At 71.7% G+C, this 21,387-nt stretch carries 19 protein-coding genes; 8 read left to right on the forward strand and 11 right to left on the reverse strand.

All coding sequences use genetic code 11. The features are described 5' to 3' along the window. Positions 1-8: 8 nt before the first annotated feature. The 3 genes from GA0070617_RS20670 to GA0070617_RS20680 all read right to left on the reverse strand — a co-directional run bounded on the left by GA0070617_RS20670 (position 9) and on the right by GA0070617_RS20680 (position 3,283). Complete coding sequence (locus tag GA0070617_RS20670; RefSeq protein WP_373868321.1) at positions 9-1,031, reverse strand: threonine aldolase family protein; 1,023 nt, start codon at positions 1,029-1,031, stop codon at positions 9-11. A 135-nt stretch (positions 1,032-1,166) separates the two neighbouring features. Further along, positions 1,167-2,570: a class II 3-deoxy-7-phosphoheptulonate synthase gene (locus GA0070617_RS20675; RefSeq protein ID WP_091441205.1), complete on the reverse strand. Its 1,404-nt coding sequence runs from the start codon at positions 2,568-2,570 to the stop codon at positions 1,167-1,169. A gap of 197 nt (positions 2,571-2,767) precedes the next feature. Next, entirely contained in the window at positions 2,768-3,283 is a 516-nt protein-coding gene (locus GA0070617_RS20680; RefSeq protein ID WP_091441208.1) for a hypothetical protein, read from the reverse strand. A gap of 139 nt (positions 3,284-3,422) precedes the next feature. On the opposite strand from GA0070617_RS20680, the gene GA0070617_RS32075 reads away from it, so the two are divergent. Continuing rightward, positions 3,423-4,451 carry a lytic polysaccharide monooxygenase gene (locus GA0070617_RS32075; RefSeq protein ID WP_091441211.1) on the forward strand — a complete coding sequence of 343 codons (1,029 nt, stop codon included), beginning with the start codon at positions 3,423-3,425 and terminating at the stop codon, positions 4,449-4,451. 625 nt (positions 4,452-5,076) lie between these two features. On the opposite strand, the gene GA0070617_RS20690 is transcribed toward GA0070617_RS32075, so the two are convergent. Next, the gene (locus GA0070617_RS20690) at positions 5,077-6,690 is read right to left on the reverse strand and encodes a glycosyl hydrolase family 18 protein (RefSeq protein ID WP_091441215.1); all 1,614 of its coding nucleotides are present in this window, start codon (positions 6,688-6,690) and stop codon (positions 5,077-5,079) included. Positions 6,691-6,880: 190 nt separating this feature from the next. Between GA0070617_RS20690 and GA0070617_RS20695 the strand changes: the two genes are divergently transcribed. The 4 genes from GA0070617_RS20695 (at position 6,881) to GA0070617_RS20710 (ending at position 12,597) form a co-directional block, all read left to right on the forward strand. Then, positions 6,881-7,207, forward strand: coding sequence for a hypothetical protein (locus tag GA0070617_RS20695; protein WP_139135724.1), 327 nt, complete (start codon positions 6,881-6,883; stop codon positions 7,205-7,207). After that, the gene (locus GA0070617_RS20700) at positions 7,204-10,794 is read left to right on the forward strand and encodes a tetratricopeptide repeat protein (protein WP_091441221.1); all 3,591 of its coding nucleotides are present in this window, start codon (positions 7,204-7,206) and stop codon (positions 10,792-10,794) included. The genes GA0070617_RS20695 and GA0070617_RS20700 overlap by 4 nt, the downstream gene beginning before the upstream one ends. A gap of 73 nt (positions 10,795-10,867) precedes the next feature. Beyond that, positions 10,868-11,884 carry a DUF4397 domain-containing protein gene (locus tag GA0070617_RS20705; protein ID WP_139135725.1) on the forward strand — a complete coding sequence of 339 codons (1,017 nt, stop codon included), beginning with the start codon at positions 10,868-10,870 and terminating at the stop codon, positions 11,882-11,884. Further along, on the forward strand, positions 11,881-12,597 hold the full coding sequence (locus tag GA0070617_RS20710) for a class F sortase (protein ID WP_229688210.1): 717 nt from the start codon (positions 11,881-11,883) through the stop codon (positions 12,595-12,597). Before GA0070617_RS20705 ends, GA0070617_RS20710 begins: the two co-directional genes overlap by 4 nt. On the opposite strand, the gene GA0070617_RS20715 is transcribed toward GA0070617_RS20710, so the two are convergent. The 4 genes from GA0070617_RS20715 to GA0070617_RS20730 form a co-directional block, all read right to left on the reverse strand. Further along, on the reverse strand, positions 12,582-13,568 hold the full coding sequence (locus GA0070617_RS20715; protein ID WP_091441225.1) for a nucleotidyl transferase AbiEii/AbiGii toxin family protein: 987 nt from the start codon (positions 13,566-13,568) through the stop codon (positions 12,582-12,584). The two genes, GA0070617_RS20710 and GA0070617_RS20715, sit on opposite strands and share 16 nt — an antisense overlap. Continuing rightward, positions 13,565-14,134, reverse strand: a complete 570-nt coding sequence (locus GA0070617_RS20720; protein ID WP_229688211.1) for a type IV toxin-antitoxin system AbiEi family antitoxin domain-containing protein — start codon at positions 14,132-14,134, stop codon at positions 13,565-13,567. Before GA0070617_RS20720 ends, GA0070617_RS20715 begins: the two co-directional genes overlap by 4 nt. Before the next feature lie 95 nt (positions 14,135-14,229). Beyond that, positions 14,230-15,303 (reverse strand): FAD-binding oxidoreductase, encoded by a 1,074-nt coding sequence (locus GA0070617_RS20725; RefSeq protein WP_091441228.1) that lies wholly within the window; start codon positions 15,301-15,303, stop codon positions 14,230-14,232. Further along, the gene (locus tag GA0070617_RS20730) at positions 15,300-15,593 is read right to left on the reverse strand and encodes a globin family protein (protein WP_229688212.1); all 294 of its coding nucleotides are present in this window, start codon (positions 15,591-15,593) and stop codon (positions 15,300-15,302) included. Before GA0070617_RS20730 ends, GA0070617_RS20725 begins: the two co-directional genes overlap by 4 nt. Positions 15,594-15,926: 333 nt before the next feature. On the opposite strand from GA0070617_RS20730, the gene GA0070617_RS20735 reads away from it, so the two are divergent. Both GA0070617_RS20735 and GA0070617_RS20740 read left to right on the forward strand, forming a co-directional pair. Next, positions 15,927-17,093, forward strand: a complete 1,167-nt coding sequence (locus tag GA0070617_RS20735) for a helix-turn-helix domain-containing protein (protein WP_091441234.1) — start codon at positions 15,927-15,929, stop codon at positions 17,091-17,093. 9 nt (positions 17,094-17,102) lie between these two features. Continuing rightward, positions 17,103-17,822 carry a 5-formyltetrahydrofolate cyclo-ligase gene (locus GA0070617_RS20740; RefSeq protein WP_091441236.1) on the forward strand — a complete coding sequence of 240 codons (720 nt, stop codon included), beginning with the start codon at positions 17,103-17,105 and terminating at the stop codon, positions 17,820-17,822. A 121-nt stretch (positions 17,823-17,943) separates the two neighbouring features. Here GA0070617_RS20740 and GA0070617_RS20745 read toward each other — a convergent pair whose 3' ends face one another. Further along, the gene (locus GA0070617_RS20745) at positions 17,944-18,294 is read right to left on the reverse strand and encodes a DUF2203 domain-containing protein (protein ID WP_091441239.1); all 351 of its coding nucleotides are present in this window, start codon (positions 18,292-18,294) and stop codon (positions 17,944-17,946) included. A gap of 179 nt (positions 18,295-18,473) precedes the next feature. Between GA0070617_RS20745 and GA0070617_RS20750 the strand changes: the two genes are divergently transcribed. Then, a complete protein-coding gene (locus GA0070617_RS20750; protein WP_091441242.1) occupies positions 18,474-19,307 on the forward strand; it encodes an exonuclease domain-containing protein in 834 nt (277 codons plus the stop codon). A gap of 109 nt (positions 19,308-19,416) precedes the next feature. On the opposite strand, the gene proC is transcribed toward GA0070617_RS20750, so the two are convergent. Both proC and GA0070617_RS20760 read right to left on the reverse strand, forming a co-directional pair. Continuing rightward, entirely contained in the window at positions 19,417-20,235 is an 819-nt protein-coding gene (gene proC / locus GA0070617_RS20755) for a pyrroline-5-carboxylate reductase (RefSeq protein ID WP_091441246.1), read from the reverse strand. A 70-nt stretch (positions 20,236-20,305) separates the two neighbouring features. Further along, positions 20,306-21,334, reverse strand: coding sequence for a 6-phosphofructokinase (locus GA0070617_RS20760; protein WP_091446842.1), 1,029 nt, complete (start codon positions 21,332-21,334; stop codon positions 20,306-20,308). Positions 21,335-21,387: the final 53 nt, after the last annotated feature.

Raw genomic sequence — 21,387 nt, forward strand, 5'->3', positions numbered from 1 at the left:
CGTCGCGGTCAGCCGCGCAGGATCCGGGTCAACACCCCGGCCGCCCGGTCGACGCCGTCGTCGTCGAGGTCCAGGTGGGTGACCAGGCGGGCGATGCGGGGACCGAGCACCGAGATCAACACCCCGTCGGCCCGGGCCGCGGCAGCCAGGCCGGGCGCGTCCAGCGTCGACTTGCTCAGATCCAGCGGTACGAGGTTGCTCCGCACCGTGCCTGCGAGCACCCCGAACGGGGCGACCGCCTCGGCGAGCCGGGCCGCCCGGACATGGTCCTCGGCGAGCCGCTCGACGTGGTGGGCCAGGGCGTACCGGCCGGCCGCGGCGAGGATCCCGGCCTGCCGCATGCCACCGCCCAACCGTTTACGGATCGTCCGGGCCCGCTCGATCTTCTCGGCGCTGCCCACCACCACCGAGCCGACCGGCGCGCCCAGGCCCTTGGAGAGGCAGACCGAGAGGGTGTCGAAGAGCCCGCCGTAGGTGTGCAGGGGCACCCCGTCCGCGACGTGGGCATGCCAGATCCGGGCCCCGTCACAGTGCAGGGCGATCCCCGCGTCGTCGACGATCCGGCGCAGTTCCCGGAGGGTGGCCAGCGGGATGATCCCGCCGCCGCCCCGGTTGTGGGTCTGCTCGACGGCGACCGCCCGGGTCGGCACCGCGTGATAGCCGCCCGCCGGGCGGATCATCGCCGCGACGACCTCCGGATCGACGTCCGCGCCAACAGGTGACCAGGTCCGGGTGGAGATGCCACCGTACGCGGCGGCGGCACCCACCTCGTAGGTGACGATGTGCGCGTCGGCGTCGCAGAGCAGTTCCTCTCCGGGCGGCACCAGCAGTTGCAGGGCGATCTGGTTGGCCATCGAGCCGGTCGGGGCGAACAGCGCCGCCTCGTGCCCGAACAACGCGGCGACCTCGGCCTCCAACGCGTTGACGCTGGGGTCCTCGCCGTACACGTCGTCGCCGACCTCGGCCCCGGCCATCGCGGCACGCATCCCCGGCGTCGGCCGGGTCACCGTGTCCGAACGCAGATCCACCAGCTTCGCGTCAGCCACTCTGCTTCCCTTCGGCCGCCGACTGCGGGGCTCGCAAGAACGGCTCACTCCTCGCGTCAGCCACTCTGCTTCCCTTCGGCCGCCGACTGCGGGGCTCGCAAGAACGGCTCACTCCTCGCGTCAGCCACGGAGCATCTCCGCTACGAGGAAGGCCAGTTCCAGTGACTGCTGGGTGTTCAGTCGGGGGTCGCAGGCGGTCTCGTACCGGTCGGGCAGATCCAGGTCGGCGATGTTCTGCGCGCCGCCGAGGCACTCGGTGACGTCCTCGCCGGTCAGCTCGACGTGCAGCCCACCGGGGTGGGTCTCCAGGCCCCGGTGCACCTCGAAGTAGCCGAGCACCTCGTCGACGATCCGGTCGAAATGCCGGGTCTTGTAACCGTTGGACGACTCGTGGGTGTTGCCGTGCATCGGGTCGCACTGCCACACCACCTTCGCACCGGCGGCGGTGACCTTGGCGACGATCGGCGGCAGGGCGTCGCGTACCTTGTGGTTGCCCATCCGGCTGATCAGGGTGAGCCGGCCCGGGATGTTCTCCGGGTTGAGCTTCTCGCAGAGCTCGATCGCCTCGTCGGGGGTGGTGGTGGGGCCGAGCTTGACCCCGATCGGGTTGGCGATGCGGGAGATGAAGTCGATGTGCGCGCCGTCGATCTGCCGGGTGCGCTCACCGATCCAGAGGAAGTGCCCGGAGAGCCCGTACGCCCGGTTGTCGGAGACCCGGGTCAGCGCCCGGTCGTACTCCAGGGCCAGGGCCTCGTGGGAGCAGTAGAGGGTGACGGTCCGCAACGCCTCGTCGTCGGTCATCCCGCAGGCCCGGATGAAGGCCATCGCCCGGTCTATCTCGCGGGCGATGGCCTCGTAGCGCTCACCGGCCGGTGAGTTGCGCACGAAGCCCTTGTTCCAGTCGTGCACCGCGTGCAGATCGGCCAGCCCACCGGCCAGGTACGCCCGGAGCATGTTCATCGCGGCGGCGGAGTTCGCGTACGCCCGGATCATGCGCTGCGGGTCGGCGGCCCGGGCCTCCGGCGTCGCCTCCAGCGAGTTGATCATGTCGCCGCGGTACGCCGGCAGCCCGCGCGCGTCGGTAGGCAGCGACCGGGGCTTGGTGTACTGCCCGGCGACCCGGGCCACCTTGACCACCGGCAGGGACGCCCCGTAGGTGAGCACGATCGCCATCTGCAGCAGGGTGCGGGCGTTGGCCAGCAGGTGGCTCTCGGTGTTGTCGACGAAGGTCTCGGCGCAGTCGCCGCCCTGCAGCAGGAACGCCTTGCCCTCGCACACCAGGGCCAGCCGCTGGCGCAACTGGTCGACCTCGTAGGGGGCGACCACCGAGGGGACGGTGTCCAGCACCCGGCAGACCTCGGCGACGGTGGCCTGGTCCGGCCAGGGCGGGGTCTGGGCGCGGGGCAGCTCCCGCCAGCGGTCCAGGCCGAGGGCGGCGTCCTCGGCGTCGACGGTCGGCCGGCTGGTCTGCAGGCCGGGGCTGCCCACCCCGGGATGGCTCAACTGGTGCCACTCTTGGCGCATGACAGAAAGCGTACGGCGACCGGCTGGCTGACCCCACATCGAGGTGGACGCTTCCGGCAGATGGGAGGCCGTGCCGGGGACGCCGGCCGGCGGGCGTACGAGCCGGCCGACAGGCCCCGCGGGCGGATACGCCCGGCCTGCCGGCAACGAGCCGGCGGATGCGCGCCCGGCCTGCGGGCGCTGGGCCGGCGGTGTGCTCAGCCGGCGGGGGTGGGGGTGGCCGAGAGGTCCGGGTCGGCGGGGCTGCCCGACGGGGCCGGGGTGCCGGGGGCCTCGCCGGAGATGCACCAGTCCGCGCCGGTACGGGTCACCGTGAAGTCCAGCGCCCGCTCGGCCTGGCGGCTGCCGGCGGTGACCGTCAGGGTGACCGCGACCTCCTGCCCGCGCGAGCCGGACCGGACCTCGGTGATGGTGGCCTGGGAGACCTCGAAGTGGTCGGCGAAGTCGCCGTTCGGGCCGGTGGCGGCGGCGTCGAAGCCCTCGTGCAGGGGCGCGCAGAACTGGTTGCGTCCGGCTGCGGCGTCCTTGGCGACCATCGCGTCGAGGTAGGCCTGCACCCGCTCCCGGGCCTTGGTGTCGGCCTCCTCGACGGGGGCCCGGTCCGGCCGGTCGGCCGGCTCTTCGTCACCGCCGAGGCTGCAGCCGAGCAGGGTGCCGGGCAGGAGCACCAGCGCGGTGACGGCGAGCGCCAGCCTGCCGCTGCGTACCGCCATCGGCCCTCCCCGTCGGTGTGCGTGGCCCGGGTCGTCGCGACCCGGGTCGAGCCGCGAGTCTGCCACATCGACCCCCTTGCATGTGGAGCCGTTCGGGGACAAACTTTCTGTTAACTTTTCTAACAGTAGGAGGTGTCAGATGAATCGACGCCGTACCGCACTGATCGCCACCGGGCTCGGTGGCCTCCCCGTCCTGCTCACGCTCACCCTGACCGGCCAGGCCGGGGCGCACGGCAGCATGCAGTCCCCGGCCAGCCGGACGTACACCTGTTTCCTGGAGGGGGCGGAGAGCCCGGACTCCGCCGCCTGCCGCGCGGCGATCGCCACCGGCGGCACCCAGGCGGTGTACGACTGGCACGAGGTCAACATCGCCAACGCCGCCGGCAACCACCGGCAGCTCATCCCGGACGGCCGGCTGTGCAGCGCCAACCGGGACAAGTACCGCGGCTTCGACCTGACCCGCGCCGACTGGCCGGCCACCGCACTGCCCTCCGGCGGCACCTGGAGCTTCGCCTACCGGGCCACCGCCGCGCACCGGGGCACCTTCCAGCTGTACCTCACCCGCACCGGGTACGACCCGACCCGGCCGTTGCGCTGGGCCGACCTGGAACTGTTCCACACCGCCACCGATCCGACGCTCAGTGACGGGGCGTACCGGATGACCGCCCGACTGCCCCAGCGTGCCGGGCGACACCTGGTCTACTCCATCTGGCAACGCTCGGACAGCCCGGAGGCCTTCTACACCTGCTCCGACGTCACCTTCGGCGGCACACCCCCGCCCACTCCCCCGCCGCCCACCACCACACCCCCGACGTTTCCCCCGCCGCCGACCACCGCCCCACCGACGTTTCCCCCGCCGCCGACCACCGCCCCACCGACGTTTCCCCCGCCGCCCACCACCGCCCCACCGACCACCGCGCCGCCCACGTTTCCTCCGTCGCCGACCACCGCGCCGCCGCCGACCAGCACCGCGCCGCCTACGTTTCCCCCGTCGCCGACCACCGCGCCGCCGCCGGGTCCGTCGACCTGGCGGGCGAACGTGGCGTACGCGGTCGACGCCCTGGTCAGCTACGCCGGCCGGACGTACCGCTGCCGGCAGGCACACACCTCGCTCACCGGCTGGGAACCACCAAACGTGCCGGCGCTCTGGCTACCGGTATCCACCTGACGCACGCCCACACCCGCAGGCACCCCCTTGCAGGTACGCCCCGAACACCTGACCTGATCGGACTGATCGGCCCGGCACGCTGGACGCGCCGGGCCGATCACCGCCACCCACGCGTCGGGTCCGGCGTTGATCGACACTCGTTCAGGGACAAAGGGCCCTCCCGGGCACCTGACGCCCCCGATATCCCGGAACGAGTGCCGATCATGAATCGCCCCCACGAGCGACCGGGATAAAGGGTGTCGGTGTGGAGGCGGCGGAGCCCCGGCAGGGTCGTCGACTGTGACGACCCGATAGCGCCACGGGGAGACGCCGTCATAGATGTTGCGCAACTTCCAGGATGATGTCCCCACCTGCCCGCCCGAGACCACCACAACAGGGAAACTGTCGCCTGACCGCCGAGGTCGCTAGGGGCGGATGGGGGATGGGGTGGTGCACCCGTGGGCAGCAACTGGCCGGGATCGGCCGGCGTCTGGGGCATACGCCGAGCCTCGGGCTGACGTCGCCGGAGCCCTGGGGCGAGGCGGAGCCGGTCCGCGTGGCCGCGAGAAGGGCCCCCTGCCAGCCCGCTGGTGAGAAGGGTGCCCTTCTCTACCGAAAGCGTTAACAGGGGGCCCTTCCTTACACCTCAGGTGAGGCCGGAGCGGATGGCGGTGATCAGCTCGCCGTTGCTGGTGTCGCCGGAGAGCTCCCAGAAGAACGCGCCGCCGAGGCTCTGGTTCTTGGCGTACGTCATCTTGCCGCCGATGGTCGACGGGGTGTCGTAGCTCCACCAGTTGCTGCCGCACTTGGCGTACGCGGTGCCGCCGACGGTGCCGGTGGCCGGGCAGGTGTTCTTGAGCACCTTGTAGTCCTCGATGCCCTGCTCGTAGGTGCCGGGGGCGGGCCCGGTGGCGGTGCCGCCCGGGGTGCTCTGGGTGACCCCGGTCCAGCCCCGGCCGTAGAAGCCGATGCCGAGCAGCAGCTTGTTGGCCGGGATGCCCTTGCTCTTGAGCTTCTGGATCGCCGCGTCGGACCAGAAGCCCTGCTGCGGGATGCCGGTGTACGAGGTCAGCGGCGAGTGCGGGGCGGTGGGGCCCTGCGGGGCGAACGCGCCGAAGTAGTCGTAGGTCATCGGCATGATCCAGTTGAGGTGGCTGGCCGCGCCGGCGTAGTCGGTGGCGTCGATCTTGCCGCCGTTGCTGCCGTCCGCGGTGATGGCGGCGGTGACCAGCGCCGAGGAGCCGAACCGGGTCCGCAGCGCGGAGGCCACGTTCTTGAAGGCGTTCGGGCCGCTGGCGTCACAGGTCAGGCCGCAGGCGTTCGGGTACTCCCAGTCGATGTCGATGCCGTCGAAGACGTCGGCCCAGCGCGGGTCCTCGACCAGGCTGTAGCAGCTGTTGGCGAAGGCGGTCGGGTTCTGCGCGGCCTGGGTGAAGCCGCCGGACCAGGTCCAGCCGCCGAAGGACCAGATCACCTTCAGGTGCGGGTACATCTTCTTGAGCTTGCGCAGCTGGTTGAAGCTGCCGCGCAGCGGCTGGTCCCAGGTGTCGGCGACCCCGTCGACACTGTCGGCCGCGGTGTAGGCCTTCTCGTAGTCGGCGTAGCTGTCGCCGATGGTGCACCGGCCGCCGGTGGTGTTGCCGAAGGCGTACAGGATGTGGGTGAGCTTGGCGGCCGAGCCGCTGGTGTGGATGTTCTTCACGTGGTAGTTGCGGCCGTAGACACCCCACTGGGCGAAGTAGCCGACGACCTTCTTGCCGCCGGGGTCCGGTGGGGTGGTCGGTGGCGGCGTGGTGGGTGGCGTGGTCGGCGGCGCGGTGGTGGGTGGCGTCGTCGTCGGCGGGGTGGTCGGGGTGGTCCCGCCGCCGCAGGAGACGCCGTTGACGGTGCAGCTCACGGGTGCACGGTACGCCCCGGTGCCGTTGTATCCCCAGCTGAACGACGCGCCGGGGGCGAGCGCGCCGGCCCAGCTCTTCTTCACCGCCACGTAGCGGCTGCCGCTGGCGGTGACGTCGGCGTCCCAGGAGCTGCTGATGGTGGTGCCGGCGGGCAGCTCGAACTCGATGCGCCAGGTGGCGACCGAGGCGGTCGAGCCGTTGGTGACGGTCACCTTGGTCTCGTGGCCGGTCCCCCAGTCCTGCGCCCTGGTGAAGGTCGCGGTGACACTGCCGGCGCCGGAGGCGGCGGCCACCGGGACCGTCGCCACGGTCACCGCGACCACGGCGCCGACCCAGAGGGCGCGGCGGAGCGATCTCTTCATGCGCGTCTCCTCAAACAGTTAGGAAAGTTTCCAATAACGATGCTGAGACGCTACTCACGGGTTCATCAATTCGTCAAGATGCACGCGCTTCGATCCCTGCCGAACCCGGGATCCACTGTCCTCTTGCCACGCTGTGCCACCGTGGTCGACACGAAACGTGTTTCAGCTGGAGGGCGCTGGAGGGCGACTGATGGCTCGACTGGTGATCGCGGTGGATCCGGCCACGGGCATTTCGCCCACCACGCTGGCGCGGACCTGGGAGGACGACGACGAGGCAGCCGCGCTGGGCACGGCGTCGCTGCACCGACCCGGCCCCGGCACCTTCTGGCCGGGACCGGCCGAGCTGGTCTGGGTGCCGTTGGCGGTCAACCTGGCCAGCACCCTGCTGTACGACCTGATCCGCCGCCTGGTGACTAAGCAACGCCCGCCGGTGGACGTCACGGAGTTGGAGCTGGTCGAGACGGTCTCCGGCGACGACCGGGTGGTGGTGATACGCCTGCGCCGGAGCCGTCGGTGAGCCCGCCGACCACCGGCGGGCCGGAGACGGTCATCCACGTCGCCGAGCGCTCACAGCGGTCCGACGGCGCGTTCGTCACCCGGGTGTCCTTCGGCGACGCCACCGAGTTCGAGGTGGTGCTCACCGATCCCGCCGAGCCCGGCGACGAGGAGCGCTTCGCCTGGTACTTCGAGGAGCACCTGCGCTTCCCCTTCCTCGACCGCGACCTGGCCGAGGACGCCGAGCAGCGGCTACGGGCCTACGGCGAGCGGTTGTTCGGACAGGTCTTCACCGGGGAGGCGATGACGCACTACCGCGCCCTGGCCCGGCGGGGCTTCGACGGGTGCCGGTTGCAGGTGCAGGGCTCGGCCGCCTTCCACCGGCTGCACTGGGAGGCGCTCTGCGATCCCGCGCTGCGGGTGCCGTCGGTGCTCCGGCTGCCGGTGACCCGGCGGGTGGACCTGCCCTCGGTCGGCTTCGAGCTGCCCCCACCACCGTCGACGCTGAACATCCTGGTGGTCACCGCCCGTCCGAACGGGCCGGCCGACGTGGGTTACCGGACCATCTCCCGGCCGCTGATGGACGGGCTGCGCCGGGCGGAGCGGCCGGTCGTGGTCGACCTGGTCCGCCCCGGCACCTGGCCGGCGCTGCAGCGGCACCTGCGCTGGAAGACGAAACTGCACGGCTCCGGCCACTACCAGGTGATCCACTTCGACGTGCACGGCGCGGTCACCGACTTCGCCGAGCTGACCCGCAGCCGCACCGCCGACCGGTACACCTTCTCCGGCTACACCTTCGCCAGCGCGCCCACCGCCTTCGCCGGCCAGCGGGCCTTCCTGTTCTTCGAGACCGCGCAGGACGGGCGGGCCGAGGCGGTCCCCGCCCAGGACGTGGCCGACCTGCTGGCCGAGCACCGGGTGCCGGTGGCGGTGCTCAACGCCTGCCAGTCGGCCAAGGAGCCGGTCAGCGAGGCCAGCCTGGCCCAGCGCCTGGTCGCCGCCGGCGTCCCGGTGGCGATCGGGATGGCGTACTCGGTGACGGTGTCCGCCGCCCAACTGGCGATGCCGCTGCTCTACGCCGCCCTGACCCAGGGCGACGACCTGGTCGACGCGGTCCAGGCCGCCCGCCGGTCGCTCTTCGACGCCAAGGGCCGGCAGGCGTACTTCGACCAGCAGCTCGACCTGGAGGACTGGGTGCTGCCGGTCTTCTTCCACCAGCGCGACGTCCGGCTCGCGCTGGCCGAGATGTCGGTCGAGCAGGAGAACCGCTTCCTGGAGTACGAGGCCCGGGTCCGCGACGAGCCGCGACCGGAGTACGGGTTCATCGGCCGCGACCTGGACGTGCTGGCCATCGAACGGCGGCTGCTGATCCACGACGACCGCAACGTGTTGCTGGTGCGGGGCATGGTCGGGGCCGGCAAGACCACCCTGCTGCGCCACCTGGGTTGGTGGTGGCAGCGCACCGGGCTGGTGGAGATGGTCTTCTGGTTCAGCTACGAGAGCCGGGCCTGGACCGTCGACGAGATCGTCGAGTCGATCGCCGCCGACCTGCTCGGCCGGGCCGAGCGGTACCGGTGGGAGGAGTTGACCACCACGGCCCGCACGGAACGGATCGTCCGGCTGCTGCGGGCCCGCCGGTACCTGCTCGTGCTGGACAACGTCGAGTCCGTCACCGCCACGCCGGCCGCCATCCCCCACGCGCTGGCCGAGGCCGACCGGCACCGGCTCGCCGACTTCCTTGGCGCGCTGCCCGGCGGCCGGACCCTGGTGCTGGTCGGTTCCCGCGAGGACGAACGGTGGCTCGCGGCGCGGACCTTCGGCGACAACACGTACCTGCTGCCCGGTCTGGACGAGCAGGCCGCGTCGGTGCTCGTCGAGGCCGTCCTCAACCGGCACGGCGGCGCCCACCACCTGCGCGACCAGACCCAACGGCAGGCGCTGGAGGAGCTGCGCGGCCTGCTCGGCGGGTACCCGCTGCCGCTGACCGTGGTGCTGCCGACGATGGCCACCCATTCCCCGACCCAGGTCCTCGCCGACCTGCGGCAGGGCATCCCGGACGCGGACCCGTACGGCCTGATCAGCACGGCGATCGCGTACAGCCACGGCAAGCTCGACCCGGCCACCCAGCACGCGCTGCTGCTGCTGGCCCCGTTCACCGGCAGCATCCCGGTCACGATGCTCGGGGCGTACCGCGGGCGGCTGGACACCGACGAGGCGGTCCGGGCCCTCGGACCGGTCGACCTCGACGCCGCCGTCGCCGAGGCGGTCCGGGTCGGCCTGGCCACCCCACACCCCCGGCATCCGCGTTGGGTGCAGATCCTGCCGGTGCTGCCGTACTTCCTCCGGACCCGGTTGCGGGAGCACCCCGGCGTCGAGGCCGCCACCCGGCAGGCGCACTACCGGCTCTACACGGTGCTGGCCGGGAAGATCCACGGGATGCTCGTCGCCACCAGACCCAGCCTGCGGCGCAGCGGCGAGCTACGGGCCGAGATCGACTACGCCAACCTGCGCGGGGCCCTGAGCCACGGGTTGGCCACCGGGCAGCCCGTCCAACAGATCGTCTGGGCCATGGAGGAGTACCTCGACCAGAACAAGCAACAGGAGTCCCGACGGCACCTGCTGGACCTGGTCCTCGCCGCCCGCCGGGACGCCGTCGGAGAGCTGCGCCGGGACCTGTCCACCGTCCACTACCTGATCGGGGGTCTCGCCCACGGGCAGCGGCGTTACGCCGACGCCCGGGAGCACTACCGGCAGGCACTGGCGATCCTGGGCGAGTTCGACGACGAGAAGGAGAGCGCCCGGATCGTCCACCACCTCGGCATGGTCGCCCAGTCCGAACGCCGCTTCGACCAGGCCGAGCGGCACTTCCGCGCCGCGCTGGCCGGTTTCCTGCGGTTCGATCCGGCCTCGGCCGGCTTCAGCTACCACCACCTCGGCATGCTCGCGCACGAACGGGGCCACCTCGACCAGGCCAACGAGCACCTCCAGGCCGCGCTGGGCAGCTTCCTGGCCGGCCACAACCGGCACAAGGCGGGGTACGCGCACCACGGGCTGGGGATCGTCGCGCAGGAGCAGGGCCGCCACACCGAAGCGGCCGACCACTACCGGCAGGCGCTGGAGATCCTGCAGGCGTACCAGGACAGCCACGGCGCCGCGAACACCCGGTACCAGCTCGGCACCCTGGCCCAGACCCGGGACCGCCTCGACGAGTCCGTCGGGCACTACCGGGAGGCCCTGGTCGCCTTCCGCGCCGTCGCCGACCACAAGGGCATCGCTGACACGTACTACCAGCTCGGCACGGTCGCGCAGCGCCAGCAGCGGTACGACCAGGCGGAGAGCCACTACGAGCAGGCGCTCACCGGCTACCAGGAGATCCACGACCGGATCAGCCTCGCCGACACGCACTACCGGCTCGGTACCCTGGCCCAGCAACGGGGCCGCCCCGGAGCCGAGGAGTGCTACCGCACCGCCCTGCGCCTGTACCACGAGGCCGGGCACCCGGCGGGCGTCACCGCCACGACCCACCGGCTCGCCCAGCTCGCCCTGGAGCAGCCGTCCGCCGAGGGCACCGAAACCGCGCCGACCAGCGGCGCAGAACCGAACGGGTGACTTGCGCGCCAGTCCCGTTCACGGGACCCTGTTACCCGCTGTGTTCCCCCTGACCGACTCCTGCGGAGGCGTGATGCGCATTCCCCGTACCCCCGGTCGTCGCCGGTCGACCGCGGTGGCCGCGCTCGCCGTCACCGCCGGTCTGACCCTGGCCGCCGCCCCACCCGCCACGGCCGGCCCGACCACCGGGGGCCGGGCCGCGACCGAGGCGGCCGCGCTGGCCCGCGCGGCCGGCCAGGACCCCGTCGGGTACGTCCGGCTGGCCCATCTCTCCCCCGACACCCCGGCCGTCGACGTGTACCTGAGCGCGCCGGACGCCGCCGAACCCCGGGTCTTCCCCGCCGTCGGGTACGGGGCGGTGTCGACGTACCTGCCGGTGCCGGCCGGCCGGTACGCGGTGGCCATGCGCACGGCGGGCGCACCCGCCGACGAGCAGCCGGTGCTGACCACCGAGGTGGCGGTGACCGCCGGCGAGGCGTACACGGTCGCCGGGGTGGGCCGCTACGCCGACCTGGGGCTGCGGGTGCTCACCGACGACCTCACCGCCCCACCCCGGGGGCAGGCCAAGGTACGGGTGGTCCAGGCCTCGGTCCGCGCGCCGGTGCTGGACGTGACCGCCGTCGACGGCCCGCCCATCGCCGAGCAGGTGCAGTTCGCCACCACCACCGGGTACCGCCCGGTCGAGCCCGGCCCGTGGCGGCTACGGCTCGGCGGCACCAACGGTCCCCGTACCGACGCCCGGGTCACCCTGACCGGTGGCGCGGTCTACTCACTGCTGGTGCTCGACGACGAGCGCGGTGGGCTCACCGCCGAGCTGCGCGAGGACGCCCGAGGTAGCACGGTCACCCCGACCGGCGGCGTGGACACCGGCGCCGGCGGCCTGGCGCTGCGCGGCGGGGTGGCCCTGCCCGGCGGCGACGACGACGCCCAGCCGACCAGCGCCGAGGCGGCCGGATCGGCCGGTACCGAGGCTGGCGACGCCGGGGGTGCCGCCGGCCGGACGTACCCGATGATCGTGGGTGCCGGGCTGGCGGCGGCCGTGGCGGGTGGGCTGGTGCTGCTGCGGCGCAGGTGGCGGCCGGTCCCGTGACTTCCCGGCCCGGCGGCTCGGCGATCCGGCGGCACCGTCGCCGGTCGCCGCTGCTCGGACTGGTCGCGGCCGGTGCGGCGCTCGGGGTGGCGGTCGGCACCGGCGTCGGCGTGGCCACCACCGACCCCGGCGGGTCGGCGGCCGGCTGGCAACCGGGCTGCGCCGAGCACTGTCCGCCGGCCACCGCCGGCACCGCGCCGACCGGTCCACCCACCCGGGTACGCGTACCGCGCATCGACGTCGACTCCCCACTGACCGTGCTCGGGCTGGACCGCACCGGCGCGCTGACCCCGCCGGCCGACTTCGACCGGGCCGGCTGGTACGGCGGTGGTCCCGCCCCCGGCGACCCCGGCCCGGCGGTACTCGCCGGCCACCTGGACTCCCGGCACGGCCCGGCCGTCTTCGCCCGCCTCGGCGAACTACGCCCCGGTGACCGGGTCCAGGTGTGGCGCGGCGGCACACCGGTGTCGTTCCGGGTGACCCGCACGGTACGGGTGGCCAAGGGCGAGTTCCCCACCACCGCCGTGTACGGCCCGACCCCCGTGCCGGAGCTGCGCCTGGTCACCTGCGGCGGCGACTTCGACCAGACCACCGGCCACTACCGGGACAACGTGGTGGTCTTCGCGGTCACCGACGACCCCGCCGACCCGTTCCCACCCTCGACCGCACCGACCCGCCCGCGATCGCCAGTGGACGGTTACTCGTCCGACTGATCGTCCGGCAGCTGGCGACCTCGCCGGATCGCCTCGTCGTAGAGACCCATGTCGACCGCGTCCGCAGTCAACTCGTCCAGCGCCTCCCGGCGTGTTCTCGGCCGGTGCTCCCGGCCATCGAAAAGCCCGGTCATCGCGGGATCGGCAAGCACGAAGACCCGCCGCAACACCTCCTCGAAGCTCTGCGGCAGTCGATCGTCGAGGCGATGCCTGCGCCGCCAAACGGCCCAGCGCCGCTGAGCGAGCGTCGCATAGCCGTCGAGAGCCTGACTCAACGGCACGAGCGTCACCTCGCGGTACTCGGCCACCCTTCGTACGGCTGCGGCAAGCTCGTCGCCATCGACGTCGTGCCGGCCTGACAGTAGGTAGACGTCGGCGAAGTCGCGCCATCGGGTGTTTGCCACACCGCGCTGCAATGCCGTCACCAGCTTTTCGGCGTACACCATGGAGAGCGGATAGCCCGTCACCGCGATCTCACCGTCGAGCAGGCGCGGCAGCTTGATCGACTGCGGCTCTGGCCAGATCGGGTCGCCGACGTTGACGTCGACATGGAAGGCCAGACGGGCAGCGGCGAGATGGCCGCTGAGGCTGACCCGAACACCGGTGTAGATGTCGTCGTCCCGGATGCTTTCCGCAGTTGCGCTAGCCGCGTCGAGCGTCAAGCCGTCGTCCAGATCCATCGCGGCGATGCGACGGACGATACCGAGCACCTGCTCGGCGTCGTTCGAGATCCATCGCCCCTGGAGATCCACATCGCGGGTCGGCCGGCGGGCGGCGTAGGCGGCCAGCAGCACGCCACCCTTGAGGACGAGCTTGTCCGCGTACTGGGATTGGGCCAAGCGGGCGAGGAAGCCCTCCAGGGCATAGATCTGATGTAGCTCGTCGGTCGGGCGGCCGGTGCGGCGCGCGAGATTCTGAAGGTCGAGGTAGGCACGGCCGGCCACGGTGGCTCGGGTCGGGCGCACGGTCACAGCAATATCTCCAGAGCCTCTCGGAGGGGTCGTTCGGCCTGCGGAAAGTATCGAGCCATCGCCAGCAACTTCGCCGGTGCCGCGCCGTCCCGTCTCAGCCACCGACGCAAAGCCGTGTACGCCAACTCTGGGCCCTCGCGGTGCCGGAGGCGAACGGCATCGATGATGCTGCGCTCCGGACCATAGATTCCGATCGAGGTATCCGGATCGAGTGACAACTTGGTGCGGCCGACCTCGAAGGTGCCCGGATCGAAGGTGTGCCAGGCGACCGGGGCGGCCGTCGCAGGCCGATGCCGGCCACGAGGCAGCGCGACGTCGATGCGGGAGGGAATCTCGTCAGTGAGGCCGTGCCGAGCCAGCGCGCTGGTCAGGCAGAGAGTGGCAGGCGGGGCTCGGCGGGCGAGCTCGATGAGGTCGATGTCTGCGGCCTCGGCGTCGTGACGCCGGTAGAGCCCTCCGCCCAGGGGCTCGATCAGCCCCTGATCCCGCAACCGGTAGAGCCGCCACTGCGTCAGGCCGGCGGCCAGCGCCTGCGAGTAGCTGAAGGTTGCCGGCAACAACCGCACCGACGCCGCCTTGGCCTCTCCCCCTCGCATCACCAAAGAAATCCTACACACCTCCCGGTGACCTGTAACGAATTTCTTCGGTTGTGAGAGACCCGTCAGCCAGCAGGCTCTGTCGGCAGGTGGATGCGCCCGGCCGGGACACCGGCGGCGAGCAGCCGCAGCCGCGACCCGGCCACCATCAGCGGCGGCCCACACAGGTAGACCTCCTGGCCGGGCCGGTAGTGCTCAAGCGCCACGGTCAACGCGTCGCCCCACTCCCCCGGCTCGGCCCCGGGATCATGCGAGAACGCCGGCACCAGGGTCAGCCAGTCGTGGGCACACTGGAGCTTGTCGAGGCTGATCGCGTCGTAGAGATCGGCGAAGGTACGAGCGCCGACGACCAGGGTCACCCGCCGTCCGGCCGGAGCCTCAGCGACCTGCTCGGCCAGGGCACGCAACGGCGCGAGGCCGGTGCCCCCGGCCACCAGCAGCAGGTCCGACCGGGACGCCGGGTCGAGGCTCAGCCCGACCTCGTTCGGTGGGCCGAGCCAGAGCCGGTCGCCGGGGCGTACCGCGTGGACCAGGGCGCGGGAGACTGCCGCGACCGCCCGGACGTGCAGTTCCACGCTGCCGTCCGGGCGCGGAGCGTTGGCCGGCGAGTACCAACGCCACCGGCCGGGCCAGCGCTCGGTGCAGACCGGCACCGCCTGACCGGGCCGCAACGGAAGGCTTCGCCAGGGGCGTACGGTCAGGATGGCGACGCCCTCGGCGGCCCGGTCGTGGTCGACGACCCGGGCCGGCCACCAGGCCGGGCCGTCGCCGGCCCGCTCGGCGGCGTGGGTCACCGCCACCGACGCCGACCGCGCGGCCTGTGCCCACGCAGCCGCCGACTCCGGCGTCCCGGGCGCGTACCGGGCGACGGTGGCGACGAGCGCGGCCTCGACGGCATCCTGGTGCGGCAGCAGGCGGTAACGGCGGTAGGCGGAGCCGAGCACGGCCAGCAGCGCCGCCCGCCCAGCCGGGTCGTCGCCGCCGCTGGCCAGCCGTCCCAGCGCGGCGAGGAACACGGCCGCCTCCTGCTGCGGCAGCCGCCCCGGGCAGCGCTGCTCGACCGCACCCCAGAAGTGTTCGGCGGCCAGGTGGGCGTGGCGCAGGGTGGCCGACCACGACGCGGCCAGGCCGTCGGTCATGCGCCGGCCTCGTCCGCGAAGGCCCGCCGGGCCGCGTCGATCGCACCGGCCGGCACGTCGAGCGCCCAGAGCACCCCGGTCAGGTAGTCGACCACGCGGCGATGCTGCTCCTCGGTCAGACCCAGACCCCGCCACGCCCCGACCGCCGGCCGGGCGATGTCGCCCGCCGGCCCACCGAGCGCCACCGTGAGGATCAGCGCCAGGTGCCCACCGAGCCGGGCCCGATCGACCCCGACCAGGTACGGTGCCAGCTCGGCGTCCGCCGCCACCAGCCCCAACCACCGCGCCACCGCGTTCCGCACCCCCGCCGACCCGAGAACTTCCACCGGGTACGGCCCGAACCCGCTCACGCCCACCGCCAGGTGAAGTCGTCCATGACAAGCCCTTCCGTCGAAATCGAGTGATGGAACGGCACCGGGGCGGGCGGGGACGGCGGACGCATCGGGGGAATGCCCACCGGAGCCCAGCACCCGCCCCGGGCCATGCGTCCACCCTTCCGGCGCTGACGAGTGCGTCCCAGGTCAGCAACATGGCGAGACCTGTGCAAAGTTGTTGCATCACGACCATCAAAGGAGTAACTGTGTAGTACCGCTCAGCTACATTCCGCTATGGAAGGTGCCGCAATGGCCCTGAGGCGACACCGCTTGGCCCAGCGACGGAAGACGGTCGGCCACACGCAGGAAAGCCTCGCGGAAAAGCTCGGCGTCGACCGCACCACTGTTGTTCGGTGGGAACGAGCCGAGTCGGAGCCCCAACCATGGGTCCGGCCACGGCTCGCCGATGCGCTGGGCGTGTCGCCGAACGAACTTAGTAGCTTTCTCGCTGACGTTGGCGCTGCGCAAACACCACGTGGCGGTCGACTGTCCGCCGTGTTGAAAAATCCTCGGACAGTCGATCTCGCCGCTGTCGCGCATCTGCGACAGATACTTGCCCGGCTGACCGCCAGCTACGATGCCAGCCCTTCCGTCGCGATCCTGCCGGATGCGAGCCGCCTGCTCGGCGAGGTGAGCCTGTTGCGCTTGCACGCTTCCGGAGAGGCTGTCCGCCGCGCCCTACGCGACGTCGAAGCGGCAGCCTCCATCCTTATGGGTCAACTCGTCTGGGACGCGTCACAGCGGAGGAACGCCCAAGCCGCGCTGACCTATTACGCCCAAGCGGCACATGCCGCGACGTTGAACGCCGATGCCGGGGCCGAGGCCCAGGCAAGACTTCGCCGGAGTTTCATAGCGCTCTACAGCGAGGGCGATCCGAAGAATGGACTCATTCAAGCAGCTGAAGCCGCCCACCTCGCCTCTCACTGCGGTGACCACACCTTGTCCGCCGTGGCCCTGCTGCATGTCGGTGAGGCCAACGCGATGATGGGCGAACGCTCGTCGTGCGAACGAGCACTCGGCCAAGCCGAAGGCCACTTGGGCCGCATGGATGGTGATGGCCGGTCCGGCCCGTTCGCCTCAGCCGGACAACTCAACCGACTGGCAGGATCCTGTTACCTCCTCCTCGGCGAACCCAAGCGGGCTCAGTCTCTCCTTGAAGGCGTTCCCGCCAGCATTCAGGAGCGACGGAAGTCGCACGCTATCGTCCTCGGTAATCTCGCGTTGGCTCGTCTTCGGCAGCGCGACCTGGACGGCGCGACCGAGACGCTACACCAGGTAATCGACGCCATCGAGGAAACTCGCGGCGGCGGGGCGGTCAACGTCCTGTCCGCCGCTGGCCGAGAGCTACGACCATGGCGAGACCGGCCGGACGTCCAGGAAATCATGGATCGGACGCTCGCCCTGATGTCGTCCTGAGGAGGTCACGTGGACATCGAGAAGACCAAACGCAAGGTGCGCGAAGTCGTCTGGTCCAGCCTGGACCAGACTGGCCAGGCAGTTCCCCCCGGCGCTCACGGACGCATCCCCGACTTCGCCGGAGCTGAGCTGGCCGCCGAGCGGCTTGCGCAACAAGACGCATGGCGTAGCGCCAGCGTCATCAAGACCAACCCGGACAGAGCTCAACTACCGGTGAGGCTACGGGCTCTTGCCGACGGCAAGCTCCTGTACATGGCGGTTCCGAAGATCGCCGACATCCGGCCCTTCTATTTGCTCGATCCCGCCAACCTGACCGCAGAGCCCGCCGACATCGCGACTGGCAGCGGTGCGGCCAACCATGCGCCGAAGGTCGGCATCAGCGAGATGCGGCCGGTGGACCTGGTGGTCTGTGGCAGCGTCGCGGTCAACCGGGACGGCGTACGGATCGGGAAGGGGGCGGGCTACTCGGACATCGAGGTCGCCCTGCTCACCGAGGCCGGATTGGTCGGCCCATCCACCATCCTCGCGACGACGGTCCATCCGCTGCAGATCGTCGATGGCCCGCTCCCCGAGTCGTCACACGACTTCGGCCTCGATCTGATCGTCACGCCGAACGAGGTGATCGAGTGCCGGCGACGGCAACGCCCGACCGGCATCTACTGGAACAGTCTCAGCGCCAAGAAGATCGACGCTATCCCCGTTCTCAAGGCATCATCACCGGCCGCATAGCCATGCAACTGGTCTCGGTGCAGTTACAAGCTACCTGTCGAGTTGATGTAGTCAACGGCTCAGCTCGACGGCCTCAGCAGCCGACCTGACGGCGGGCACGGGCCCAGGACTTCATCGGACGTCAGGTCGGGCGGCGGCCGGCGAAGCCGCAGTCGGCGCGGTGGTACCAGCGCACGTCGGAGTCGCCCTCCAGCCAGCACCAGAGCACCGGCCGGCCGTCGCGTTCACCGGGGAAGTCGAGCAGCACCGGGGCGATCCCCTTGACCTCGATGTCGTGGGCGTTCAGCTCCTCCAGCACCGCGTGCAGCTGCGCCTCCAGCCCCTTGACCTCGGCCCGGCCACCCAACACGGAGACTCCCGAGGCGGCCAGGTCGACGCGCAGTTCGGTCAGGTCGGCGCGGATCCGGATCAGCTCGTCGATGCGGGGACGCAGCGTGGAGACCAGATGACGCGCCTGGGCGAGAGTGAACACCGGGCCAGTATGCGGCACCGACCAGACGCGGGCGACCACTACCGACGGTCCACCCGGGTCACCGCCGGAGTTGGCCGGCCCGTTTGACCGGGATCCAGATCGGACACCATGATCCGGTCTCTAGGTACGTGAGGCGGACACGCCTTCGTACCCGGTCCTCACTCGGGAGTCGGTAGAACGTGATCAACAAGTACGGTGGGCGCTGCGGCGCGTGCGACAGCTGGGTCGAGGCCGGAGCGGGCCGACGGATCAGGGTCGGTGACGACTGGGGCTCGTACCATCCGGGGTGTGCACCGGCGCGGACCGCACCGCCCCGGGGTGACCATGCCGGCTGGCACGACCTGCCGTTGGTCGGCTTCGACCTGGAGGGCACCCAGCGGGAGCCGATGCGTACCCGGATCGTGTCGGCGGCGCTGACCTTCCCCGACGGTACCCAGCGCACCTGGTTGGTCGATCCCGGCGAGCCGATTCCGGCGGACGCCACGGCCGTGCACGGCATCACCGACGACCTGGTCCGGGCGCAGGGTCGACCGGCCCGGGAGGCGCTGGCCGAGCTGGGCACGGCGGTGGCGAAGCTGATCGCCGACACGACCCCGCTGGTCGCCTTCTGCGCAGGGTACGACGTGACGGCCCTGCACACCGAGCTGGCCCGGCACGGCCTGCCGCCGGTCGGCTGGGAGCAGGCGGTCGTCGTCGACCCGTCCGTCCTGCACCGCGAGGTGGAACGGTACTGGTCCGGTGGCCGGCAGCTCGGGGACCTCTGCACGTACTACGAGGTCGAGCCGGGCACGGCGCACGAGGCGGCCAGCGACGCACGGGCCGCGGTCGGCCTGGCCCGGTCGATCGCCGCCCGGCACGAGCGGATCGCCCGGATGCCCCTGGCCGAGCTGCACCAGACCCAGGCCCGGTGGCACGCCGAGCAGGGCCGCGACCTCCAGGCGTACTTCGACCGCACCGGCCAGGCCCGACAGGTGAGCCTGGAGTGGCCGCTGGAAACCGCGGACCGCGACTGACCGAACGCTCCCGCATTCCCGCTCGTTCAGGGAAACAGTGGCGTCGTGGCCGGCGCAGACCACGGTTTCCCTGATCGAGCGCCATCCGGGGCCGCGAGTGGGCGCGGGGTCAGTCGGCTTGGGTGGCGAGTTCGCGGGCCCGGTCGCGGGCGGCCTCCAGGGCGGCCAGCAGGGCGGCGCGTACGCCGTGCTTCTCCAGCTCGCGGATGGCGGAGATGGTGGTGCCGGCGGGCGAGGTGACCGCCTCGCGCAGCTTCACCGGGTGCTCGCCGGAGTCGCGCAGCATGACGGCGGAGCCGATCGCGGTCTGCACGATCAGCTCGTGCGCCACCTGCCGGGGCAGCCCGAGCAGGATGCCGGCGTCGATCATCGCCTCGACGAGGAGGTAGAAGTACGCCGGGCCGGAGCCGGAGAGGGCGGTCACCGCGTCCTGCTGCGACTCGGGCACCCGTACGGTCGCGCCCAGCGGGCTGAACATCTCCTCGGCGAGGGCCAGGTGCTCGCCGGTGGCGTGGGCACCCGCCGAGATGGCGGTCATCGCCTGGTCCACCAGGGCCGGGGTGTTGGTCATCACCCGTACCACCGGGGTGCCCTCGGGCAGTCGGCGGGCGAAGAACGTGGTGGGCAGGCCGGCGCAGAGGGAGATCACCAGCTTGTCGGCGGGGACCTTCGGGCCGATGTCGTCGAGCAGGGCGGCGGCGTCCTGGGGCTTGACCGCGACGGCGAGCACCTCCGCCTCGGCGACGGCGGTGAGGTTGTCGACCACCCGGACGCCGTAGCGGGCGGTGAGGTCCTCGGCGCGGCTGGGCCGCCGGGCGGTGGCCAGCAGCCGGTCCACCGGCCAGCCCGAGCGCAGCAGCCCGGAGAGCACCAGCTCGCCGATCTTGCCCGCCCCGACCACCGCGACGGTGTGCACCGTCTTCGCCATCGGCCGTACCCCTCTCATGCCGGCGGCGCGCGGCGGACCCGGGAAGGTCCGCCGCGCGCCGAGGTGACGATCAGCTGCCGAAGAAGACCTCGGCCTCGGCGTACCGCTCCAGCGGCACGGTCTTCAGCTCGGCCGTGGCGTCGGCCAGCGGCACCCGGACGATGTCGGTGCTCTGCATGGCGACCATCTTGCCCCAGTCGCCCTCGTTGGCCGCGTCGATGGCCTGCAGGCCCAGCCGGGTGGCGAGCACCCGGTCGAACGCGGTGGGGGTGCCGCCGCGCTGGATGTGGCCGAGCACGACGGTGCGGGCCTCCTTGCCGGTCTTGGACTCCAGCTGCTCGGCGAGCCACTGGCCGATGCCGCCGAGGCGGACGTGACCGAAGGCGTCGAGCTCCTGGTTGTGCAGGACCATCTGGCCGTCCAACGGCTGGGCGCCCTCGGCGACCACGACGATCGGGGCGTACTGGTGGTCGAACCGCTTGTTGACGTAGCCGGCGACCTGCTCGACGTCGAACTTCCGCTCGGGCAGCAGGATCACGTTGGCGCCACCGGCCAGGCCGGCGTGCAGGGCGATCCAGCCGGCGTGCCGGCCCATCACCTCGACGACCAGGGTCCGGTGGTGGCTCTCGGCGGTGGTGTGCAGCCGGTCGATGGCCTCCATCGCGATGTTGACCGCGGTGTCGAAGCCGAAGGTGTAGTCGGTGGCGCCGAGGTCGTTGTCGATCGTCTTCGGCACGCCGATCACGTTGACACCCAGCTCGTGCAGCTTGGTGGCGACGCCGAGGGTGTCCTCACCGCCGATCGCGATCAGGGCGTCCACGCCCTGCGCGGCGAGGTTCTCCTCGATCCGCTCGACGCCGTTATCGATCTTGAAGGGGTTGGTCCGGGACGAGCCGAGGATGGTGCCGCCGCGCGGCAGGATGCCGCGCACCTCGGCGATGCCCAGCGGCTTGGACAGGCCCTCCAGCGGGCCCTTCCACCCGTCCCGGAAGCCCACGAACTCGTGACCGTAGGTAGCGACACCCTTGCGGACAACCGCGCGGATGACCGCGTTGAGACCTGGGCAGTCGCCGCCGCCGGTGAGCACGCCGATACGCATGATCTGCTCATCCTCCTGAAGCATCAGGTTAAGCCCGAATTCACCCCAGGATG

It is taken from the genome of Micromonospora yangpuensis (assembly GCF_900091615.1).
Taxonomy (GTDB): domain Bacteria; phylum Actinomycetota; class Actinomycetes; order Mycobacteriales; family Micromonosporaceae; genus Micromonospora; species Micromonospora yangpuensis.